The 19,747-nt window shown below is 61.0% G+C and carries 18 protein-coding genes; 5 read left to right on the top strand and 13 right to left on the bottom strand.

Annotated elements, in window-relative coordinates; genetic code table 11:
• Window positions 1-3,378 (bottom strand): adhesin domain containing protein (locus HMPREF2896_RS12655; RefSeq protein WP_246824005.1); only part of this gene is annotated, 3,378 nt, incomplete at its 3' end.
• Window positions 3,379-3,764: 386 nt separating this feature from the next.
• Window positions 3,765-4,541, bottom strand: a complete 777-nt coding sequence (locus HMPREF2896_RS07220; RefSeq protein WP_070718758.1) for a hypothetical protein — start codon at window positions 4,539-4,541, stop codon at window positions 3,765-3,767.
• A 161-nt stretch (window positions 4,542-4,702) separates the two neighbouring features.
• On the opposite strand from HMPREF2896_RS07220, the gene HMPREF2896_RS07215 reads away from it, so the two are divergent.
• The gene (locus tag HMPREF2896_RS07215; RefSeq protein WP_210384553.1) at window positions 4,703-5,842 is read left to right on the top strand and encodes an Mrp/NBP35 family ATP-binding protein; all 1,140 of its coding nucleotides are present in this window, start codon (window positions 4,703-4,705) and stop codon (window positions 5,840-5,842) included.
• Window positions 5,843-5,849: 7 nt separating this feature from the next.
• Here the strand turns inward: HMPREF2896_RS07215 and HMPREF2896_RS07210 are convergent, their stop codons facing one another.
• From HMPREF2896_RS07210 to sigE, 3 genes are all read right to left on the bottom strand, one after another.
• Window positions 5,850-6,428: a twin-arginine translocase TatA/TatE family subunit gene (locus HMPREF2896_RS07210; protein WP_070718753.1), complete on the bottom strand. Its 579-nt coding sequence runs from the start codon at window positions 6,426-6,428 to the stop codon at window positions 5,850-5,852.
• A 67-nt stretch (window positions 6,429-6,495) separates the two neighbouring features.
• Window positions 6,496-6,945, bottom strand: a complete 450-nt coding sequence (locus HMPREF2896_RS07205) for an anti-sigma factor family protein (protein ID WP_070718750.1) — start codon at window positions 6,943-6,945, stop codon at window positions 6,496-6,498.
• Between the two features lie 94 nt (window positions 6,946-7,039).
• A complete protein-coding gene (sigE, locus tag HMPREF2896_RS07200) occupies window positions 7,040-7,705 on the bottom strand; it encodes an RNA polymerase sigma factor SigE (RefSeq protein ID WP_070443151.1) in 666 nt (221 codons plus the stop codon).
• Between the two features lie 162 nt (window positions 7,706-7,867).
• On the opposite strand from sigE, the gene HMPREF2896_RS07195 reads away from it, so the two are divergent.
• Complete coding sequence (locus tag HMPREF2896_RS07195) at window positions 7,868-8,515, top strand: O-methyltransferase (protein ID WP_070443206.1); 648 nt, start codon at window positions 7,868-7,870, stop codon at window positions 8,513-8,515.
• A 395-nt stretch (window positions 8,516-8,910) separates the two neighbouring features.
• Here HMPREF2896_RS07195 and glgC read toward each other — a convergent pair whose 3' ends face one another.
• The gene (glgC, locus tag HMPREF2896_RS07190; RefSeq protein WP_070443154.1) at window positions 8,911-10,128 is read right to left on the bottom strand and encodes a glucose-1-phosphate adenylyltransferase; all 1,218 of its coding nucleotides are present in this window, start codon (window positions 10,126-10,128) and stop codon (window positions 8,911-8,913) included.
• Window positions 10,129-10,294: 166 nt separating this feature from the next.
• Here glgC and glgA point away from each other — a divergent pair, with 166 nt between their 5' ends.
• A complete protein-coding gene (gene glgA, locus HMPREF2896_RS07185) occupies window positions 10,295-11,449 on the top strand; it encodes a glycogen synthase (RefSeq protein ID WP_070443156.1) in 1,155 nt (384 codons plus the stop codon).
• 11 nt (window positions 11,450-11,460) lie between these two features.
• Window positions 11,461-12,918 carry a GH32 C-terminal domain-containing protein gene (locus HMPREF2896_RS07180; RefSeq protein WP_070645261.1) on the top strand — a complete coding sequence of 486 codons (1,458 nt, stop codon included), beginning with the start codon at window positions 11,461-11,463 and terminating at the stop codon, window positions 12,916-12,918.
• A 431-nt stretch (window positions 12,919-13,349) separates the two neighbouring features.
• On the opposite strand, the gene HMPREF2896_RS07175 is transcribed toward HMPREF2896_RS07180, so the two are convergent.
• The 7 genes from HMPREF2896_RS07175 to dapE all read right to left on the bottom strand — a co-directional run bounded on the left by HMPREF2896_RS07175 (window position 13,350) and on the right by dapE (window position 18,292).
• Window positions 13,350-14,237: a methyltransferase domain-containing protein gene (locus HMPREF2896_RS07175; RefSeq protein ID WP_070645263.1), complete on the bottom strand. Its 888-nt coding sequence runs from the start codon at window positions 14,235-14,237 to the stop codon at window positions 13,350-13,352.
• A 9-nt stretch (window positions 14,238-14,246) separates the two neighbouring features.
• Window positions 14,247-14,414, bottom strand: coding sequence for a DUF3117 domain-containing protein (locus HMPREF2896_RS07170; RefSeq protein ID WP_010187237.1), 168 nt, complete (start codon window positions 14,412-14,414; stop codon window positions 14,247-14,249).
• A 131-nt stretch (window positions 14,415-14,545) separates the two neighbouring features.
• Entirely contained in the window at window positions 14,546-14,842 is a 297-nt protein-coding gene (locus HMPREF2896_RS07165) for a DivIVA domain-containing protein (protein ID WP_070443162.1), read from the bottom strand.
• 3 nt (window positions 14,843-14,845) lie between these two features.
• Window positions 14,846-15,583 (bottom strand): glucosyl-3-phosphoglycerate synthase, encoded by a 738-nt coding sequence (locus tag HMPREF2896_RS07160; RefSeq protein ID WP_070718749.1) that lies wholly within the window; start codon window positions 15,581-15,583, stop codon window positions 14,846-14,848.
• Between the two features lie 3 nt (window positions 15,584-15,586).
• The gene (gene folP, locus HMPREF2896_RS07155) at window positions 15,587-16,399 is read right to left on the bottom strand and encodes a dihydropteroate synthase (RefSeq protein ID WP_210388752.1); all 813 of its coding nucleotides are present in this window, start codon (window positions 16,397-16,399) and stop codon (window positions 15,587-15,589) included.
• 26 nt (window positions 16,400-16,425) lie between these two features.
• Window positions 16,426-17,196, bottom strand: a complete 771-nt coding sequence (locus HMPREF2896_RS07150; RefSeq protein ID WP_070645270.1) for an LOG family protein — start codon at window positions 17,194-17,196, stop codon at window positions 16,426-16,428.
• 7 nt (window positions 17,197-17,203) lie between these two features.
• On the bottom strand, window positions 17,204-18,292 hold the full coding sequence (gene dapE / locus HMPREF2896_RS07145) for a succinyl-diaminopimelate desuccinylase (RefSeq protein WP_070718744.1): 1,089 nt from the start codon (window positions 18,290-18,292) through the stop codon (window positions 17,204-17,206).
• A 91-nt stretch (window positions 18,293-18,383) separates the two neighbouring features.
• On the opposite strand from dapE, the gene HMPREF2896_RS07140 reads away from it, so the two are divergent.
• Window positions 18,384-19,742: an amino acid permease gene (locus HMPREF2896_RS07140; RefSeq protein ID WP_070718742.1), complete on the top strand. Its 1,359-nt coding sequence runs from the start codon at window positions 18,384-18,386 to the stop codon at window positions 19,740-19,742.
• The last annotated feature ends 5 nt before the right edge of the window (window positions 19,743-19,747 follow it).

Here is a 19,747-nt window from a genome sequence, read left to right as displayed (position 1 = left end):
GTCCGGCTTGCCGTCCTTGATCTTCTGGGTGGAGGTAATGGTCTGCTCACCCGGAACGCCCTCTTCGTCGACAACCTGCTCGCCGGACTCGAGGGTGTCGTCGTAAACGTACTCGATCTCGAACGGGACCTCTTGGGTCTTCTTGCTGGTCAGCTCCTGATCAGGGATGCCCGGGCCGACCTCGATGATGCGAGTGACCGGTTCCTTGGTGGTTTCTTCCTCAGCAACCTGAGCTTCAGAACCCTTGGAGGTGAACTTAGCGGTGTAGGTCTTCTCGCCGTTCTCGCCTTCCTGGATAACCTTCATCTCGCCAGGCTTGAGCTCTGGGTTCTCGCGAACCTCAGTCGGGTACGGAATCGGGAACGTCCACTTGACGTCCTTGGCACTCTCGGCAGGCTTGGTGCCGATGACAACGACCTCGTTCGTCGGCTCCGTGGTGCGCTCCCAGGTTCCGTCCTTGTTCATCTTCTCTGCGCCCGGCACACCCTCGGTCTCAACCTTGTAGGTGCCAGCAGGGATGGAGTCGTCGTACTTGTACTCAACATCGAACGGAACCTCACGCTTCGGGACGTCGATGACGTTGACCGTCGCGGTGGTGTTGTCCTTCGAGCCGTCTTCATAGGTCACGATGACTGGAACGTCGATCTTGTCGCCCGGCTTCGCAGTTTCCGGCGCGGTGGAGATGACGTTGCCCTTGTCATCCAGGCCAACGATCCAGTCGCCGTTTGCCGTCTTCACCTTGTAGGTCGGGTTGCCGAACTCGTTGTTCTCACCCGTGGCCTCAAGGCCCTTGCCCTTCGGATCAATAGTGAACGGCTTGTCCGCATCGAGGTTGATGTCTGCAGGCTTCTCGACGCCAATCGGCGAGGTCGCCGTACCACCCGGGTAGACCGTCTGCGACGGAACAACCGGCTCAGATTCCCAGCTATTGGTCAGCTTCACCACGGTGGTGACCGGGGCCTGGGTGGTCAAACCACCCGGGGCGTTAACCGTTACCGTGACGGTGTTCTTGTCACCCGGCTTGGCATCGGCCGGCGGCGTGGAGGAAACTTCACCGGTCTTCGGGTCAATGGAGTACTTCCAGCCGTTAACCTCCTGGGTAAGAACCGGCTTGCCATTCTTGTTACCGAAGGAGAACGTAGAGTTGTCAGGGGTGTCCTCAACCTGGTGCTTGACTTCCTGACCAGGAGCAGTGGTCTGAACGTTGTAGTTCGCCTCGATGTCGCCCTTGATGACGACGACAGTGCCTACAACCGTCTGTGGCTTCTGCTTGCCTTCATCGCTGTAGTGAGCCTGGACCGGAACATTGAGGATGTCGCCTTCCTGCGCACCCTTCGGAATCGTGGTCGTGATCTCACCAGTATTCTCGTCTACGTAGACAGTCCAGGTCTTGCCGTCCTTGCTGGTGAGGGTGGTTTCATTGGTTCCATCCTCGAAGGTGTAGCGCGTCGGGGCCTCATCGGTCGTGTTGCCGCTCAGACCACGCTCCGGGATCTCGGGAGTGAGGCTGACGCTTGCGTTCGGCTGACCAGTCTTGGTGTCGTACGTCGGGATCTTGATGTCCACGATCGCCTGGAACTGGGTCTCGATCTCATCCGTGGTCTGGTCCGGGTAGGTTGCCTTCACCTTCGGGGTAATGATGCTGCCCGGCGTGACGGTGTCATCTGCCTTCGCGGTAACCTTGCCGGTGTCATCGACGGTGACGGTCCATCCCTCAGGGACAGTGGACTGATCAATCTCGAACTTGGCCGGGTGGACCGGCTTGTGGCCCTTCATGATGGACTTGGTGCCCACCTGGGCGGTAATGTCCTCATTCAACTTGCCCTTGGATAGGCCAGGGCGCACGAGGTCTGTGACCTGGGTGTTGTTCGGATCAACAACCACGAGCAGTTCCAGCTTGTCAGTGGAACCGTTCGAGTACTCCACCGTAACAACAGGGCGTGCAAAGCTACCCGGCTTCGGCTCTTCCGGAGCGGTGACGGTGACGTTGTAGTCATCGTCGATGTCGACGGTCCAGCCCTCGTAGACGTACTTCTCGTCCAGGGTGACCTTAGCTTCGAAACCCTTCTGTTCCTTCTTCTTCGCCAGTTCCTTGATCAGGTCAGGGGTCTGGGTGAAGGTGACCTTCTGCGGCTCGGTAGCGAGCGGGCCGGTTTCGCTGTCAACGCCGGAGATGATCGCAGCGTCCGTCTTGTCGTACTTCGGGGCGTGGTACTCGGTGTCATCCAGCGAGAACGCCTTGGAGTCGATGACGTTCGCCTTGCTGTAGCGATCCAGCGAGTTGGAGCTGTCGAAGGCCTTGCCTGCCTTTTCATAGGTGTTGTTGTCAGAGGCAGCCTGGAGCTGCTCGACGCTACGCGGCTTTGCCAGAACGGAGAAGTTGACGTTCTTGTCGGTCGCCAGGTCAGTACCGCGGTACTCCGGCCAGGTGAAGTAGATGTCACCGGTCTTTTCGTCGATACGCAGGTTCTGCGTACCACCGGAGGCTTCTGGGTCGGTGGTGCCGATGAACTTGCCGTTGCCGTCGTAAGCCTCTACGACCATGCGGGACATGGAGTCGTCCTTGGCGTCGTTCTGCACGGGAGGGACGTTGATCGTACCGACCTTGGTTTCGTCACCAGGCACGATGACGTGCTTCTCCCAGTTCTCCCACGACACCGTAATCGGGTTACATTCGATGTTCTCGCTCGGCCACGGGTTTACAACAGCTTTGAATTCCGAGCTGTCACCTTCCGTAGCTTTCAGGCCCGAAGGATTGTCCTTCGTGTAATTGCTCTGCCAGGCGTAGCGCACGGGATTGGCGGCAGTGGCCGAAGCGAACTGCTTGACTTTGTCATCGGTCAGTTCTGCGTAGAGATTCAGGTTTCGTTGCTGGCGAGCACCATCAATGACGATGCTTTCGTCAGCCTTGTGCGTGACGCTCTTGCCAAGGAAGGTCTGGCCGGCATCCATGGAAGGCACATTGCCGGTACCCAAGACACTGCCAAGGTTCCCGCCATTGGTGAAGGACCAATCGGCGAATGTGCGGTCCTTCGAGCTATCAAAGGAGACGCTCAGACCCCACAAGGTTTTCGAGGGGCTATCTGCACCCGGCTCCTGGGTGGTCCAGCTGAAACCAGCCTGGCTGTGGTTAGAGGTGTTGCTCTCTTCAACAACACACGACCCGGCCGGCAGGTCGGAGGCCTTCTGGGCGTCCTGCTCTACCGCGCCGGACTTGTCGCGGATGCCACCGCTCAGCGTCGCAGCGGTGGCCTCGGGCATCACCGTGTTAAAAGAGGTGATGCTCAGCCCACTGAGCGCGAGTGTAATAGCAGAAAGAGCTGCCACTCCTTTACGGGAAGAGCGTCGCCGAGCGGCGCCGTTCCTTGATGCATTCATTCTTTAGGTCCTTTCAAATGCAGTACCCTGCTCCACCCCCACAGTGCGGAAACCCGAAAGCCGCGGAGACCTCTCAGGACAGTTCCTCACAGATTTCCTAGAGAGATGACAGGAAAAGGCAGGTGAACCCTAGAAATAATACCCTCCCACACATAAAGTCGCAATAAAAAAGGGATTTTACCTGCAATTTTTAATAATAAACACAACTATATGGAAAGTATAGATTTCCCAGAATTGCCAGCTCTGTGAGATACTCTCCGGTTTCTGCACGTAGAAGGCGGGCGGTGCGGGGAGACGTCGCCAAGCAGGGCGTGCCCATCGCCGTTTTATGCAGTCCTGTATCGCCACCCCCAAGTGGCTAGGAACACCCCCCTACAGTCGTATTTCTAGGATTCCTCGTGGACCAAGTCGGACCCGCCGGACGAATTGGAGTCACCTTCCTCGTTGAGGTTCTGCATGAGGTTGGCCTCCATCCAGGCGCGCACGGCCCCCTCAAAGTCCTCAGAATCTTCCACTTCCTGCACGACTTCATCAAGATCCTGCGCGGTGAGGAACTTGGTGAAGGAGGCTATCTCCAGCTTCTCATCGCGGTTGAATAGCCCATCCTGGTAGACCACGACGTAATTCTGTGGAAGCTCCAGCTTAGAGCTAGGGCAACCTTCAGCACCGGCTGGCTCCACCACGGAGACCTCTGGTGGCAAGGAGGCCATGAGAGCGATGTGGGTGCGCTCCAAAAAATCCACGTCCTTGGTGCCTTCTTCCTTGGCAGCCACGTAGTCCTTGGAAACCGCGCGGGCTTCCTCCGGGTTGTAGACGCTTAAGAATTCACCCGTGCAGCCGACGAAAAAGTTGCCATTAGTGCTTACCCCGCTGACATGTTCCCCTCCCTGGCGCACCAGCATTGGCTTCTGAGAAACGGTAGCCGCGCGTCCCTCATCGCGCAGGGTCTGGCGGTAGATCTCCGCCAGCACGCGCTGCTCATGGGAAGTCGGATCAATCATGATGGTAATCGGCGCCGAGTTCACTGGGTTCGGTTCCGGCTTGGGTTCATACCCAGAGCAGGCGCTTAACGACGCCCCCACAACCCCCACCAAGGCCACCCCAACAATGCGGGCGAAGGTGCGGGAATGTGCAATAAGGCGGGGCATCAGAATCAGGCGCATTCTTTCTATTCAACCGGACATGTCGAGCACACATGTCGCTGTTCTTCAGGGTCCAAAGTCCGCAGCGCTGGGCCGCAGCATCTGGCTGAATTTTACACGCCCCGCTGGCCAGACGGCGGGGTGGCTCTCCCCGATAGCACGTGACTAGACTAATGCCCGTTATGACTAGCGCTATTACTGAATCTTCCGTTCGCGACGCGCTCACCCGCGTCGATGACCCAGAAATCGGCCGCCCCATCACGGAGCTCGGCATGGTGAAGTCCGTGACTGTTAACGGTTCGGACGTGGATATCGAGCTTTATCTCACCATCGCCGGCTGCCCGATGAAGGGCACCATCGAGTCCAATACCCGTGCGGCCGTGGCGGAGCTCGACGGTGTCGGCGACATCAGCATCTCCATGACGCCGATGAGCGATGAGCAACGTAAAGAACTCAAGCAAAAGCTGCGCGGCGGGCAAGCTGAACCGGAGATCCCCTTTGCCAAGCCGGAATCCACCACCCGAGTCTTTGCGGTGGCCTCCGGCAAGGGTGGCGTGGGCAAGTCTTCCGTCACGGTGAACCTGGCCGCGGCCCTGGTCAAGAAGGGCCTCAAGGTGGGCATCGTAGACGCCGATATCTACGGCCACTCCGTGCCCAGCCTGCTGGGTTCCACGGCGGGCCCCACAGTGCTTGACGACGAAATGCTGCTTCCCCCCATCTCCCATGGCATCAAGCACATTTCCATTGGCCAATTCGTGGAGGGCAACGCGCCCGTGGTCTGGCGCGGGCCGATGCTCCACCGCGCACTTCAGCAGTTCCTCGCAGATGTCTTCTGGGGTGACTTGGACGTGCTCCTGCTGGACCTGCCACCGGGTACTGGTGACGTTGCCCTGTCCGTAGCCCAGCTCATCCCTAATGCGGAGCTCCTCATCGTGACCACGCCGCAGGCGGCCGCCGCCGAGGTGGCCGAGCGCGCCGGTTCCATCTCCCAGCAAACGCGCCAGCGCGTGGCCGGTGTGATTGAGAACATGGGTGCGATGGTCATGCCGGATGGATCCACCATGGACATCTTCGGCTCCGGCGGCGGCAGCGTGGTGGCCGAGCGCCTCAGCGTCCTACTGGGCCACGAGGTTCCCCTATTGTCCAGCATCCCGCTCGATCCGAGCCTGCGCGCGGCTGGCGATGCCGGAACCCCCATCGTCATCTCCGCGCCCGACTCCCCCGCTACCCAAGCCATCACCAAGGTGGCGGATTCCATTGCGGTGCGCTCCGATTCCCTCGTGGGTAAGAAGCTCGGCTTGGGTGTGACCCGCAAAGGCTAAATAGCCTTTAGGTGACATCCTCCCAGGAGGAGCTGCCCTCGCCGGTGGGCGCATTCCCACCGCGCGGGGGCTGTGTCGTTTTAGTCGCCTTCTCCCCCGTCGGCTGTTGTACTCCGGCGTTCAGGTCCGGGTAGACCTCCGAATAATCAAAAGTCGGCCGGCCAGGGGTCTGCTGCGGCGCTGGCTGCGCCGGACCCTGCTGCGTGTGCGCGGGTTGGTTATTCATATCCGCATCGTGCTCATACGGGCTGGTGCTCTTCTTGATGTCCTCCGCCATCTTCTTGGGGTTGAAATCATCCCAGGCGGAGTCGTCGCCGTCGAAAAGCGCCTTGGTAATGACCCCGCGCGGTCCCATCCGCGTCCACTCCGCCGCCTGACTCAAAGGCACCCGGAGATCGTCGAACTCCGCGCCGAGCCCGCTCATCTCACCGTTGAGCTCCGCCTTGGCATTCGCAATGGCCTTGCGCGCCGCGTAGATAGCCGCACGGACATCCATGATCACGCCGGGCAGGCGCTCGGGACCGATGATCACCAGACCCAGCAGCACGATGACAAGGATCTCTACCCAACCAATTGAGGAAAACACGAAACTATCTTAACTACTTAGCTAGTGGTGACTGGGCGACGGGCGCGCGGGAGGCTTCGGTCTCTTGTTAGCCCCGCTGGTTATGCCGGATGGCGCGCACCACCATCTCCACCTTGTCCAGGAAATCCTGGCGTGGCTGGTGCGCGGGAGCTTCCGCATCCGGCCCGGGCCCTATGCCCTGATGGGCGATACCCGCGAGCTTTGTCATCAGGGAATCAGGAGCCTTGACATGGGATTCCACACTGCATTCACGAACCCACTCGGCGGCGTTGCGCTGGTGGTGAATCTCCGCCCGGCATTCCGGGCAGTGCACGAGGTGGATGCGTACGCGGTGGGCATATTTGGCCGGCATTTCGCCGTCGACAAAAGCGACGACCGCCTCGGGCCCTAAATGGCCGATAGTATCTGCCCGCTGGGCGCGGGACTTTGCCTTATCGCGGACTTTGGCTTGGGCCTCGGTGAAGAACCCGGACAGGCTCAGGGAATGCCCGTCGCTGCTATGTCCTTCTGCTTTCACCTCAACGTCACCTCACCTCAGTGCATGCTCTTGTGCAGTGGCCTAGTGCTTAGCTGCGGGAGTCTAGCCCTCTAAGATTCAAACGCTGCCCAGTCTAGCGGGTACGCAGCAGGCTGCGCGTGTCTGCGTTTGTCTGGGCTTCCTTTTCCAGCGCGGCACGCAGCTGGGAGCGGCCGCGGTGGATGCGCGAACGCACAGTACCCATCTTCACGCCGAGGGTTTCAGCGATTTCGTCGTAGCTCATACCCACGACATCACAGAGAACCACCGCCACACGGAAGTCCGGCGCCAGGTTATCCAGGGCTGACTGCAACGCCGGATCCAGGTTGGCCACCGTATAGGCCTGCTCCGGGGTCATATCTGTACCTGGGACACGCTCATAATCCTCCGGCAGCGCCTCCATGCGGATCTTGGAGCGGTGGCGGACCATATCCAAAAAGAGATTGGTGGTAATCCGGTGCAGCCAGCCCCCAAAGGTTCCTGCTTGGTACTTATCCAAGGAGCGGAAGACACGCATGAAGGTTTCCTGCGTGAGGTCTTCGGCATCGTGCTGGTTACCAGACAGGCGATACGCCAAGCGATAGACATCATCGGCGTGCTCAGCCACGAGCTCACTCCACGAAGGCATCTCGGCCTGGCCGGCGTCGAATGCAGCGGTTCCGGTCAACTCCTCAACTTCAGCACTGACAGCATGGCTGCCAGTGGCAGAGGAATCGGTGGAACGGTGAGCGTGCTCAAACTCGCGCTGCTGTGTGGTCATGGCGAATATCTTTCTATAGTGCGCGTCGAAACTCCAGCCACGGCCCTGTGAGCAGCCTGTGAATCCGTCACACCTCTTACATGCGCTTCTTGCGTCACAGCTGAGGAGAGTTGCGGGCGATTCTCGGCACGCAGCTGAGGCGATTTCACTATGGTTTTCTTTGTGACTACTACGGCTTATGACGCAATGCGTACCTATATCGAATCCACCAGCGAGGTCTCCGAGGTGCTCGCCGGCGCCCGCGCCCATGCGGAGGAGTACGGCCTGCCGGCCCCGGATGAAGCCACCGGCCAGCTGCTCAGCACGCTCGCGGCGGCTTCATCCGGCACCACCTCCCGCCCGCAAGCGGTAGCGATCACTCCCGCAGCATCCGTCGTGGGCCTCTACTTGCTCGCCGGCATGCCGGAGAACGGAATCCTTACCTGCATTGACCCGGAAGCCGAGCACCAGGCCAGCGCCAAGAGAACTTTCCGCGAGGCCGGCTACTCCCCTAGCCGTGGGCGCTTCTTGCCCTCACGTCCCCTCGACATCATGGGCCGCCTAGCCAATGACACCTACCAGGTGATTTACGCCGAGGTCCCAGCGCTCGATATGCCCGCGCTGCTCAAGGCCGCTTGGCCTCTACTGCATCAGCACGGCACCTTGGTGTTGGCCAATGCGCTTCTCGACGGCACCGTCGCCGACCCCTCCCGCACCGACCGCGACACCGCCGCCGCCCGCGAGGCCGACGAATACGCTCGCTCTCTCGAGGGTGCTGCCGTCACTCGCCTGCCGTATGGGGCGGGCCTAACACTCATCACCAAGCTGTAGTCGCCTTCTGAAACTGCCCGATCTGCCAAAACCATCGCCCGTTTTTCGATCGGCACGGAGATTTTCGTCATCTAGGGCACCGTTGGTTTAGCCACTGATACGTCTCCGAGCTAAACCCCGCCCTGTGTCGTCGGTGTCCTTTTTGCGCCGACTTTTTATTCCTTCTCCGTTCCCCCCACCCTTCGCGCTCACCGTGGGGGCTTCGCTAGACGGGCTGCGCGCTCTCGGTGAGCGCGAAGGGAGTGTACTGAAAGGTGCGGTGTTGCAGGGCGTTGTTGCGCAGGCTCCTGAAGCATTCCGAGACTCGTCGGCGCCACCAAAACCACGAAAGGCGGACGTGGAGTGGACTTCAATCCACCCACACGCCCGCTTAAGGCGCTGCGCTGTCTCGCGGCTTAGACCTTTACGTTCTTGCCCACGACAACCACGCCGCCCTCAGACACCTTGAATCGCTCCTCATCGCGCTCGCGGTCAACACCAATGATGGCCCCGTCGCTGACCACCACGTTCTTATCCAAGATGGCATGACGAACTACCGCGCCCCGGCCAATGCGCACGCCTGGCAGGATGACGGAGCCTTCCACCGTCGCGCCATCCGCCACGTGCACGTCTGAAGCCAACACGGAGTTGCGCACCGTACCACCGGAGACGATGCAGCCCGGAGCCACCATCGAAGACTGCGCAATACCGTTCTGCACGAACTTCGCCGGCGGGAAGTTGGAATCATCCGTGGAGTGAATGGGCCACGAACGGTTGTACAGGTTGAAAATCGGGTGCACCGAAATCATGTCCATGTGTGCCTCATAGAAGGAGTCGATGGTGCCAACGTCACGCCAATAGCCATGGTCACGCTCCGTGGCACCGGGCACCTCATTGGCCATGAAGTCATAAACATGCGCCTGCCCACGCTCCACAAAATAAGGAATGATGTTGCCGCCCATGTCATGTGCGGAGTCCTCATCCTTTTCGTCTTCCAGCAAAGCGTCGATAAGCGCCTGCGTGGTAAAAACGTAGTTGCCCATGGAGGCGTAGGTCATGTTCGGGTCGTCCGGGGTCGCCGGAGGATTGGCAGGCTTCTCGACGAACTCCGTAATCGTACCCATCCCATCCGCCTGAATGCAGCCAAAGGCAGAAGCCTCAGAACGCGGGACGCGGATGCCCGCCACCGAACAGTCCAGGCCAGTCGCGATGTGCTCCTCCACCATCTGCGCTGGGTCCATGCGGTAGACGTGGTCAGCACCGAAGACGATGACATAATCCGGCTTCTCGTCATAGATGAGGTTCAGCGACTGCAGGATCGCATCGGCCGAACCGTTGTACCAGCGCTTACCGCGGCGCTGCTGAGCGGGCACGGAAGCGATGTACTGCGGAGTCGGACCAGACAGGTTCCACGCTTGGGAGATGTGGCGGTCCAGAGAGTGGGACTTGTACTGGGTCAGCACAGCAATTTTGAGGAATCCGGCGTTGACAAGGTTCGACAGCACGAAGTCGATCAGGCGATAGGAACCACCGAAAGGAACGGCGGGCTTAGCGCGGTCTTCCGTCAGCGGAAAGAGGCGCTTTCCCTCGCCGCCGGCAAGGACAATAGCAAGGACATTAGGAAGGCTTCTCACACCACCCAATTTATAGACGTTTTCTGGATCGCGCAGAAGAAGTGCGTTTGTTTCTACCCCCCCATTGTCCACCTCACACCTCGCCCGCTGCTTTCCGACGAACCACCGCACCGACCTGTCCATCAAGGTTTAGCGCGAGCTGTGGATAATCCGTATTCTGGCGAGTATGAGAGCCGGAATATTTTCTAAGGAGTATCCGCCAGAGATTTATGGCGGAGCGGGCGTCCACGTCGCAGAGCTCACGCGCTTCATGCGCGAGATTATTGATGTCTCTGTGCACTGCATGGGTTCTGAACGCGATGAGAAGGACGTCTTTGTACATGGCATTGATCCTGCGTTGAAGGAGGCCAATGCCGCCGTGCAGACGCTTTCCACGGGTCTGCGTATGGCCAATGCCGCTTCTGATATCGATGTGGCTCACTCCCATACCTGGTACACCGGTCTAGGTGGCCACCTTGCCGGCCGCCTATACGGCATCCCCCACGTGGTCACCGCGCACTCGCTCGAACCGCACCGCCCATGGAAGCGCGAGCAACTCGGTGGTGGCTATGAGATCTCCTCGTGGTCCGAGAAGAACGCTATGGAATATGCCGATGCCGTCATCGCCGTGTCGGCCGGGATGAAAGATTCCATCTTGGATGCCTACCCCCGCATCGACGCCGACAAGGTCCATGTAGTCCTTAACGGCATTGATACTCAGGTCTGGCAGCCGGGTGAATCCACGGTGCTGGATGAGCTGGGCGTCGACAAGCAGCGTCCCATCGTTGCCTTCGTGGGCCGGATTACTCGGCAGAAAGGCGTCAAGCACCTGCTCAAGGCTGCCCAGAGCTTTGATGCAGACATTCAGCTTGTGCTGTGTGCTGGCGCGCCGGACACACCGGAGATTGCGGCAGAGACCGAAGCCCTCGTGGAGGAACTGAGCGCGCAACGTGACGGCGTGTACTGGGTCAAGGACATGCTCTCGCGCGAGCAGATCAAGCAGGTCTACTCCGGTGCGGACGTTTTCGTGTGCCCCTCTATTTATGAGCCGCTGGGGATTGTCAACCTTGAGGCAATGGCCTGTGGCACCGCGGTTGTGGCCTCCAATGTGGGTGGCATCCCTGAGGTCGTCGTGGACGGCGAAACCGGCGTTCTGGTCAACTATGACGTAAATGACGAAGCCACCTTTGAAGCTGATCTGGCTGCCGCTGTGAACCGTGTCGCCGCCGATAAAGAGCTGGCATTACGCTTCGGTTCCGCCGGCCGCCAGCGCGCCATCGAGGACTTCTCGTGGGCTACCATCGCGCAGCAGACCGTGGACATTTACCGCTCGTTAATGTAGGAAGGACTGCCGTGACGCATAAAGAAACGCACCATCGCCCAGAACTTCACTTCGTTCCCGATAGCGGGATCCTCGAGGCCCCCGCAGGAATCGTTCGGGACGGTCATACCTGGCACCTGTTCCACCAGTACCGTCCTGATGCCGGCCAGCCTGCGCGCTGGGGCCATTCCACCTCTGAGGAAACGGCCTTCGAGTGGCTGGAGTGCGACGACGTCCTCGCCACCGTCGGCGGCGAGCTATCGCTGCGTGCAGGATCCGTGGCGGAAGGAAAGGACGCTCTCAACCTGTATTTCACTTCGGTGACCTCGGTCGGCACTAGCGTGCGCTTGGCGCGCTACACCGACTACGCCGATGAATGCATCGTGTCAGATGACCCTTCGGCGCTCGACCCAGACGTTGTCCGCTTCGGGGAAGCCGTAGGCGCCCACACCAATTATGACCGCTTCCGCTCGCCCTCCGTGGTCCCGGACTGGGCTAAGGAAGACCGCGAAGAGGGACACGATGGCTGGCTTATGCTGGCGCTGACCGGGCATTCCGACGCACCAGTACCGGTAATCCTGGACAGCCCCAATGGCGAATCCTGGACGCTCCTCGGCCCCTTGAGCTTCGATGGTGATCCTGGCTTTAAGGAGGGCGAAGTCCCGGCCACCTCTCCCATCCCGCCGGTGGTTTCACCGCGTCTGGTACGCCTGCGCGACGAGGTGGATAGGGAAATTTACGACGTTCTCTTCGTGACCTTGGAACGCGAGGGCCGCGATGTCTCCGGATATATCGTGGGCCGCCTTGATGGCACTGTGTTCACCGTGGCGAAGGGCTTCCAGCGCGTGGACTTTGGCCATGATTTCTCCCGTCCGCGCAACACCAACACCACGACCGGAACAATTCCGCAGGATTGCCGCTACGACCGCGCAGTCATCCTCGGTCTGCTCAACGGCAACGGCCGCGGCGATGATGCCACCAAGCACCCCACGTGGGAGGCTGAGGGCTGGGCTAATAGCTTGTCCCTGCCGCGCGCGGTGACGCTACAGGGCGGCGTGCTGTTCCAAACCCCGGCGGAGGGGCTGCCGGATGCTGTAAAGCTTTCGGATTACGCACAGTCTTGGACGGGCGTCCTCGAAGTACCTACGGGTTCGAGCGTGACCGTGACGCTGAAGGACGGCTCTGGCGATACCGCTGCGGTCATTCGCCATACTGGTGAAGAAATCAGTCTGGACCGCTCCATGTCCAAGGCCTTCGATAACTACTTCAAGGACTCCGCTCCTGCGGTAGCGCCGCTGGCTGAGGGGGATTCGGATACCCTCACCGTCATTCAGGATGGTGCCAGCGTTGAGGTCTTCGTCGACGGCGGTTTGGTGGCCATGAGCTCCCGTGTCTACTTCGATGGTGGTTGCTCCGCCATCGAGGTCAGCACCGATGGCGAAGCTGTCATTGAGCAATCGTGGAGCCGCAAGGGTACCAAGCGCTCCTAATCGCATCGACTGCGAGACGGCATATAGGAGGAGGACCGAGTTGTCTCGGTCCTCTTTTTAATGCGCCCCCTACCCTTCGCGCTCACCGAGGACATCAAACAACCACCGCGGGCGCTGCCGGTGAGCGCGAAAGGAGATTGAGGCGGAGGTCTATGCAGATGCCTTCGAGCGCCGACAAGACCACGCAACATCAGAGCCACAACGAGCCAGGCCGGGCCTCACCCCGCCCTTCGCGCTCACCGCGGACCATAAACTTCCTCCACGCTCATCCCCGGTGAGCGCGAAGGGAGACCACGGCGGACTGGGCAGCTGCAAGCCCCCTTCGCGCTCACCGAGGACATCAAACAACCACCGCGGGCGCTGCCGGTGAGCGCGAAGGGTGGTTTCGAAGAGAAGCAGCGAAGGAAGGCCCTAAAAAGGAGCGTCAGCAATTAGGCCGAGCGCAGGCGATCCAGGCGAGCGTGAGCCGTCACGGTCAGCGACTGCGGCAAGGAGGCCATGCGCTCTGCCAGCTCTTCCGGACTGATGTGGCGCGCCGACGGGCTCATACCAACCTGTGCGGCGATGGAGGCCTTATCCAAGACGATGGGGAAGGAAATATCGACCGGGTCGGCCGCCTGCTCCAAGAAACCTTCCGCCTGCGCGTAAAGGCGTTCCACCTTGCCTTCTTCCACGCCGAGGATGCCCAGAGGCTCCCGCAGCTCGTCCAGATGGCCCGCCTGTGGAGTCAGCACGATGACCTCCCCGCCCGGTGCGAGAACGCGCTGGAACTCCGCCGGGTTGCGCGGGGCAAAGACCACCGAAATGGCGTGAATCGAATCATCCTTTAGCGGAAGGCGCTCCCATACATCCGCAACCACGGCGCCAACTCGCTCATGCGACTTGGCCAGGTGCTTAGCCGCGTGCGTAGAGATATCCAGGCCAACGCCGCGTGCGCCCTCAATCGAATCAAGGGTGTGTGCGAGGTAGTAACCCGTACCCGCGCCGACCTCAAGGAGCGCAGGGGCGGTGTCCGCATTCAGGCCAGCCGCATGTTCAGCCGCATCCTGGGTCTCCAGAGAATCCTGCACCGCACCGGTGACTGCCTCCACGAAGGGAGCAAAGTGTCCCATGGCCAGGTAGGTTTCGCGGGCGTTGACCATCGCGGCATCATCGCCTTGGTGCTTCAAACCGGCACCGGCTGCCAGCGTGACGTAGCCCTGCTTGGCCACATCATAGGAATGGCCGGTCTCCGACACGAGGCGGGAAAAATCATCCGCACCCTGCAGGGCGCTGCCATCGGCGGGATCGGCCAGAATATCGACGATATGTGAAAGCATGCTCCTAGACTAGCTAGAAACTGCTACGAGGAGTGAACCCAGCTCCGCTGCTTCTTCTTTGCTGAGCTCAATAACAATGCGCCCACCCCCGTCAGAAGGAATGCGCATGACAATCTTGCGGGACTCCTCTACCGCTTCCATCTCTCCACCAGTGGTACGGGGCTTCATCGCTGCCATATTGAGTCTCCTTCGACTGAGTTTTGTACGTCCCTCTAGTCTAGCCCTTTTTCAGCCGACGGCGGCAGGCTCGTTCCCACAGGCTTCCCCGCAAACTCCCTCAAGGCCTCGTCCAAGGACGAGTCAAAGGGTTAAGCCGAAGGTTCGGAAGAAGCGTCAGACGCTGTCGCCGGCGCTGCCTTTAAACGGCGCTCCACCGCAGCTAGGAGGGCATCCACCTGGTCCTGACGGTAGCCGCGCGCGACCACGTCGAAACGCAGGTCGTCGAAACGCCCCTCGTCGAGGGCACACAGATTTTCATAGTCGGTGTCCACAGCCTTGTCGGGGGCCTCCATAACAGGTCCCCGCCCCACCAGGCTTCCCCACGCCCACGTGCCAATGATCACGAGAGCGATGAGGACAACGAACAGCAGCATCCAGGACAACATGCGCTAAATCTTACCCAGCAGCGGCGGTCGTTGGGCAACGGGCCCAACCACGCCCGCGCGGGAGAGGATGGTGCGCGAAACTACATCGGCCATCGGGGATAGCTCATGGAGCGGGCGGTTGCGGTGGGCGCGAGTGCCCAGGTCCACTTCGGCGATGGCGTGGGGGCCGTGGCGCTTGGCGACGTCTATCAGTAACCCCGCTTCCACCCCATAGCCCGCGACGAAAGGCAACCCCACAGCCGCATCGCGGCGAATCGCATACTCCCCGCCCAAAGGCTGATCAATGTGCGCGAGCTCTGGGAAAAACATGCGCAGAAGCGGCTTGGCGCTCAGCTCCGTGACCCGCCCGCCACCTGTGGGCTGACCGTTCAGGCTGCGTGTATAGCGCGCCTTGACCAGCTGCACGTGGGGGTCCACAAAAGGCTCACTTAGCGCGGTCACCATGCCGGGGGCGGCGGATTCTAAATCCGCATCGATGAAGACGACGACCTCGCCCCGGGCCGCGGCCACCCCGCGCCACAAGGACTCGCCCTTGCCAGGCTGCGGCGGCTCCTCCACCACGTCGCGCCAATTGCACACCCGAGCCCCAGCCGCGGCTGCCTGTGCCGCGGTCCCATCGGTGGAGTCGGCATCGACGACGATGACCTCTAACGGATCGTCAGCCAGGCAGGAGCGCACCACGTGGGCGACGGTGCGCTCCTCATTAAGCGCAGGGATGACTACAGAAACGCTGACAGACATGGCTTAGGCTAGCCCCCGGGTCGTCGCCAAGGGCGCCATCTGGCCCTGGATGGCGGCGGTCATGCGAATGACATCGAGTGTCGGGGCCACCTCATGGACCCGGAATGCCGCGACGCCCCGTGCCGCCGACCATGCCGTTGACGCCAGTGTGCCCGCGACGCGCTGGTCCACGGCGCGGTCGAGGGTCTCACCCACAAAGTCCTTGTTCGACAAGGCCATGAGCACCGGCCAGCCCGTCGCCACGATCTCCTCTATGCGCCGCAACAACTCCAAACCGTGGAATGTGTTTTTGCCAAAGTCGTGTGTCGGGTCGATGAACGTCAACTCCTCCGGACAGCCGAGGTCGGCGGCGCGCTCAGCTAGCCGCGTGGTCTCGGTGATGACATCGGCGACCACATCGTCGAAGTGCACACGATGCGGGCGGGTGCGTGGGGTCACGCCACCGGTGTGCGAGCACACGTAGCCCACCTTGTGGTGGCCAGCCACCTCGATGAGCTCAGGGTCCCAGCCGGCCCACGTGTCGTTGACCAGACCAGCACCGGCGGCGATAGCCGCTTCTGCTACCTCAGCGCGCCACGTATCCACGGAAATCAGCGCCTCCGGGCGGCGGCAGTGCAGCTCCGCGATGGTGGGCACGACGCGCTCGATCTCCTCGGCCGCGTCGACGTGCTCACCCGGGCCGGCCTTGACTCCGCCGATGTCGATGATGGAGGCGCCGTCGTCAAGCGCCTGCTCAGCGCGCTGGATGGCGGGGTCGAGCTCGAAGGTGGCGCCCTTGTCGTAGAAGGAGTCGGGTGTGCGGTTCACAATCGCCATGACCCGCGCGAGGTTGTGCGCTTGGGTCACTTGTTTTCTTGCTCCCGCAAGCGCTTGTCCGACATCACCTTGTGCGCGGCCAAGATGTGGGCGACGGCTTCGTCGATATCGTCGGTGATCAAGAAGAGATCAAGGTCTTCAGGGTTGATGAACCCGCCCTCGGCCAAGGTTTTCTTCATCCACTCCACCAGACCGGACCAATATTCGGTGCCCATGAGCACGATGGGATAGTTGGTCACCTTGCCGGTTTGGACCATACACATGACCTCGAAGAATTCATCCATGGTGCCCATGCCACCCGGTAGGCAGATGAAGGCCTGGGAGTACTTGAGGAACATGGTCTTGCGGGCGAAGAAGTAGCGGAAGTTAAGACCCAGATCCACGTAGGGGTTCAGGCCCTGTTCGTGCGGCAGCTCGATGCCCAAGCCCACAGACAGCCCGCCGGCCTCATGCGCGCCGCGGTTGGCCGCCTCCATGATGCCGGGGCCACCGCCGGTGATAACGGCGTACTTGGCCTCTACTAGGCGGCGGCCCAAAGCCACGCCCAGCTGGTAATTCGGATCATCCTCCGGGGTGCGCGCAGAGCCGAAGACGGTCACGGCCTTGGGCAGCTTGGCCAGCGCGTCAAAGCCGTCCACGAACTCGCCCTGAATGCGCAGGACGCGCCAGGGATCGGCGTGCTGCCACTCATGATCCGCACCGGACTGCAGCAGGCGCTGGTCAAAGGTGGAGGACTGCTCTCCAGCAGTGCGCACGAGAAGAGGTCCGCGCAGAGTGCGCAGTTGCTCAGGCGTCATAGTGGTCTTATCCCTTCAGGTAATTCAAGAGTGCGGTCGAGACTTCGGTGATCTGAACGACGGGTACTTGCTCGTCCTTCTTGTGGGCAAAGCCCGGATCCCCGGCGCCGAAATTGACGGCTGGGGTCCCCATCTCGGAGAAACGGGCCACATCGGTCCAACCATACTTGGCGCGGACGTTGCCGCCGACGGCGTCGACAAGCGCGCGTGCCGCCGGCTGGCCCAAACCGGGCAAGGCCGCACCCGCGATGTCATCGACCTCCACGGTGATGTTCTCGTGCTCGCCGAGGACCTCCATCAGGTGCGCCAGCGCCTCCTCGGAGCTGCGGTCGGGGGCGAAACGGAAGTTGACGAACATCCAGGCCTCATCCGGGATGGTATTGGTGGCCACGCCGGATTCGAGGTGGACGATGTTGAGGCCTTCCTTGTAGGCGCAGCCGTCTATCTCGACGTCGCGCGGCTGGTAGTTGGCCACGTTGAGCATCACCGGTGCCAAGGTATGCGCCGCATTGGAGCCGAGCCAGGCGCGTGCCGAGTGCGCGCGGGTGCCGTGGGCGGTCACGCGCACGCGGATGGTGCCCTGGCAGCCGGCTTCGATCATGGCGCCGGAAGGCTCACCCAGCAGGGCTAGGTCTCCCTGCAGCCACTCCGGGTGATCCTTTTGCAGGTGGCCCAGACCGTTGAATTCGGTGGCGACCTCCTCGCCCTCATAGGCAATGACCGTGAGATCGTGCTTGAGCTCATCGGAGTTGTACAGCTGCGCAAAAGCGTTGAGGTAGACAGCCATGCCGGACTTCATGTCAACGGTGCCGCAGCCATACATGATGCTGCCGTCCTCCGACATGGTGTGGGGCACGTTATCGGCTAAGGGCACGGTATCGATGTGGCCGGCGAGGACCACGCGGCTTTTAAAGCCCCGATTCGTCCGGGCACAGACGGTGTTACCGTAGCGTTCCACCTCTACTTTGCTCTGGTCCAGACCACGCAGAGCCTCTTCGACCGCATCGGCGATCGCTTGCTCGTGGTGTGAAGGGCTGGGGATATCCACCAAGGCCTTGGTCAGCTCAATGGGATCGGAGAAGAGATTTAAAGTCACAACCCGCCATGCTAGCGCCCCCGGTTGCTTAGTGCATTGCGTAAAGTACTTCCCGTTGCAAACAATCAACAGCGTTGAAGGTGATTTCCCTATGGCTGCGGCCACTCAACTCAAAACCCGCCACCTCACCATGATGGGGCTCGGCTCCGCGGTGGGCGCGGGCCTCTTCCTGGGCGTCGGCCTGGGCATCCAGGTCTCCGGCACTTCCGTCCTTATTTCCTATGCGGTGGCTGGTGTGCTCATCGCCTTGGTGATGTGGATGCTCGGTGAGATGGCCGCCGCCCGCCCTTCGTTGGGTGCTTTCTCCACTTATGCGGGCCAGGCTTTCGGGCCGTGGGCGCGGTTCACGCTGGGCTGGATTTACTGGTTCATGCTGGTCATGGTGATGGGCGCAGAGATTACTGGTGCCGCGGCAATCGTCTCCAACTGGTTCGGGGTAGACCCCTGGATTCCAGCATTGGTGGCCGTAATTCTCTTCGCCATCGTCAACTTTGCCGCCGTGGGCGGCTTCGGCGAATTCGAGTTCTGGTTCGCCATCATCAAGGTTGCCACCATCGTGGCCTTCCTCGGCATCGGCGTGCTCATGGCACTGGGCATCCTGCCGGGTATGGATCTCTCGGTGGCGGGCCACAACTTTACGGAGAACTTCCTCCCCAATGGCGGCCCCGGCTTTGCTGCCGGCCTGCTCGCCGTGGCTTTCGCATTCGGTGGCATCGAACTGGTCACCATTGCCGCAGCTGAGTCCGAAGACCCCGCACACAACGTGGCCACTGCCGTGCGCGCCATCATCGTGCGCATCATGGTCTTCTACATCGGCTCCATCCTGGTCATCACCATGGCCTTGCCTTTCAGCTCTATCCAGGACGCCGATGTGGCCGCGGACTCGCCCTTCACGTTGGTCCTTGCGGCCGCGAAAATCCCCTTCGCCGCGGGATTCATGGAGGCGATCATTGCCCTGGCGCTGCTCTCCGCCTTCAACGCGCAGATCTACGCCACCTCCCGCTTGGTCTATGACATGGCTAAGGACCACAGCGCGCACCACGTCTTTTTGAAGACCAACGCGTCCGGCTCCCCCATTTATGCGGTGGTGCTCTCCATCGTCTTCGCCTTTGCATCGGTAGCTCTGCAGTACTGGAACCCGCCGGGGCTTCTGGCCTTCCTCTTCAACGCGGTGGGCGGTTGTTTGCTGATCATCTGGTGCTTCATCGTGGCTTCCTACATCAAGCTGCACCCTCAGATGAAGGCCAATGGAGACCTCACTACGCTGCGTGTTCCGTGCTTCCCGTGGCTGCCATGGATCACCGCCCTGGCGCTGGTGGGTCTTACAATTCTCATGCTTTTCGATCCCTCCGCCCGCAACCAAGTCCTCGCCGTCCTCATCCTGACCGTGGCCCTGGTTGTGATATTCCACCTACTCCCGGGTAACTCAAGGCGCGGGGCGGACGCGTAACTGCT

The organism is Corynebacterium sp. HMSC069E04 (assembly GCF_001813175.1).
Lineage (GTDB): Bacteria > Actinomycetota > Actinomycetes > Mycobacteriales > Mycobacteriaceae > Corynebacterium > Corynebacterium aurimucosum.
The sequence above is the reverse complement of the archived record's forward strand: the minus strand, read 5'-3'. Positions and strand labels throughout refer to the sequence as shown.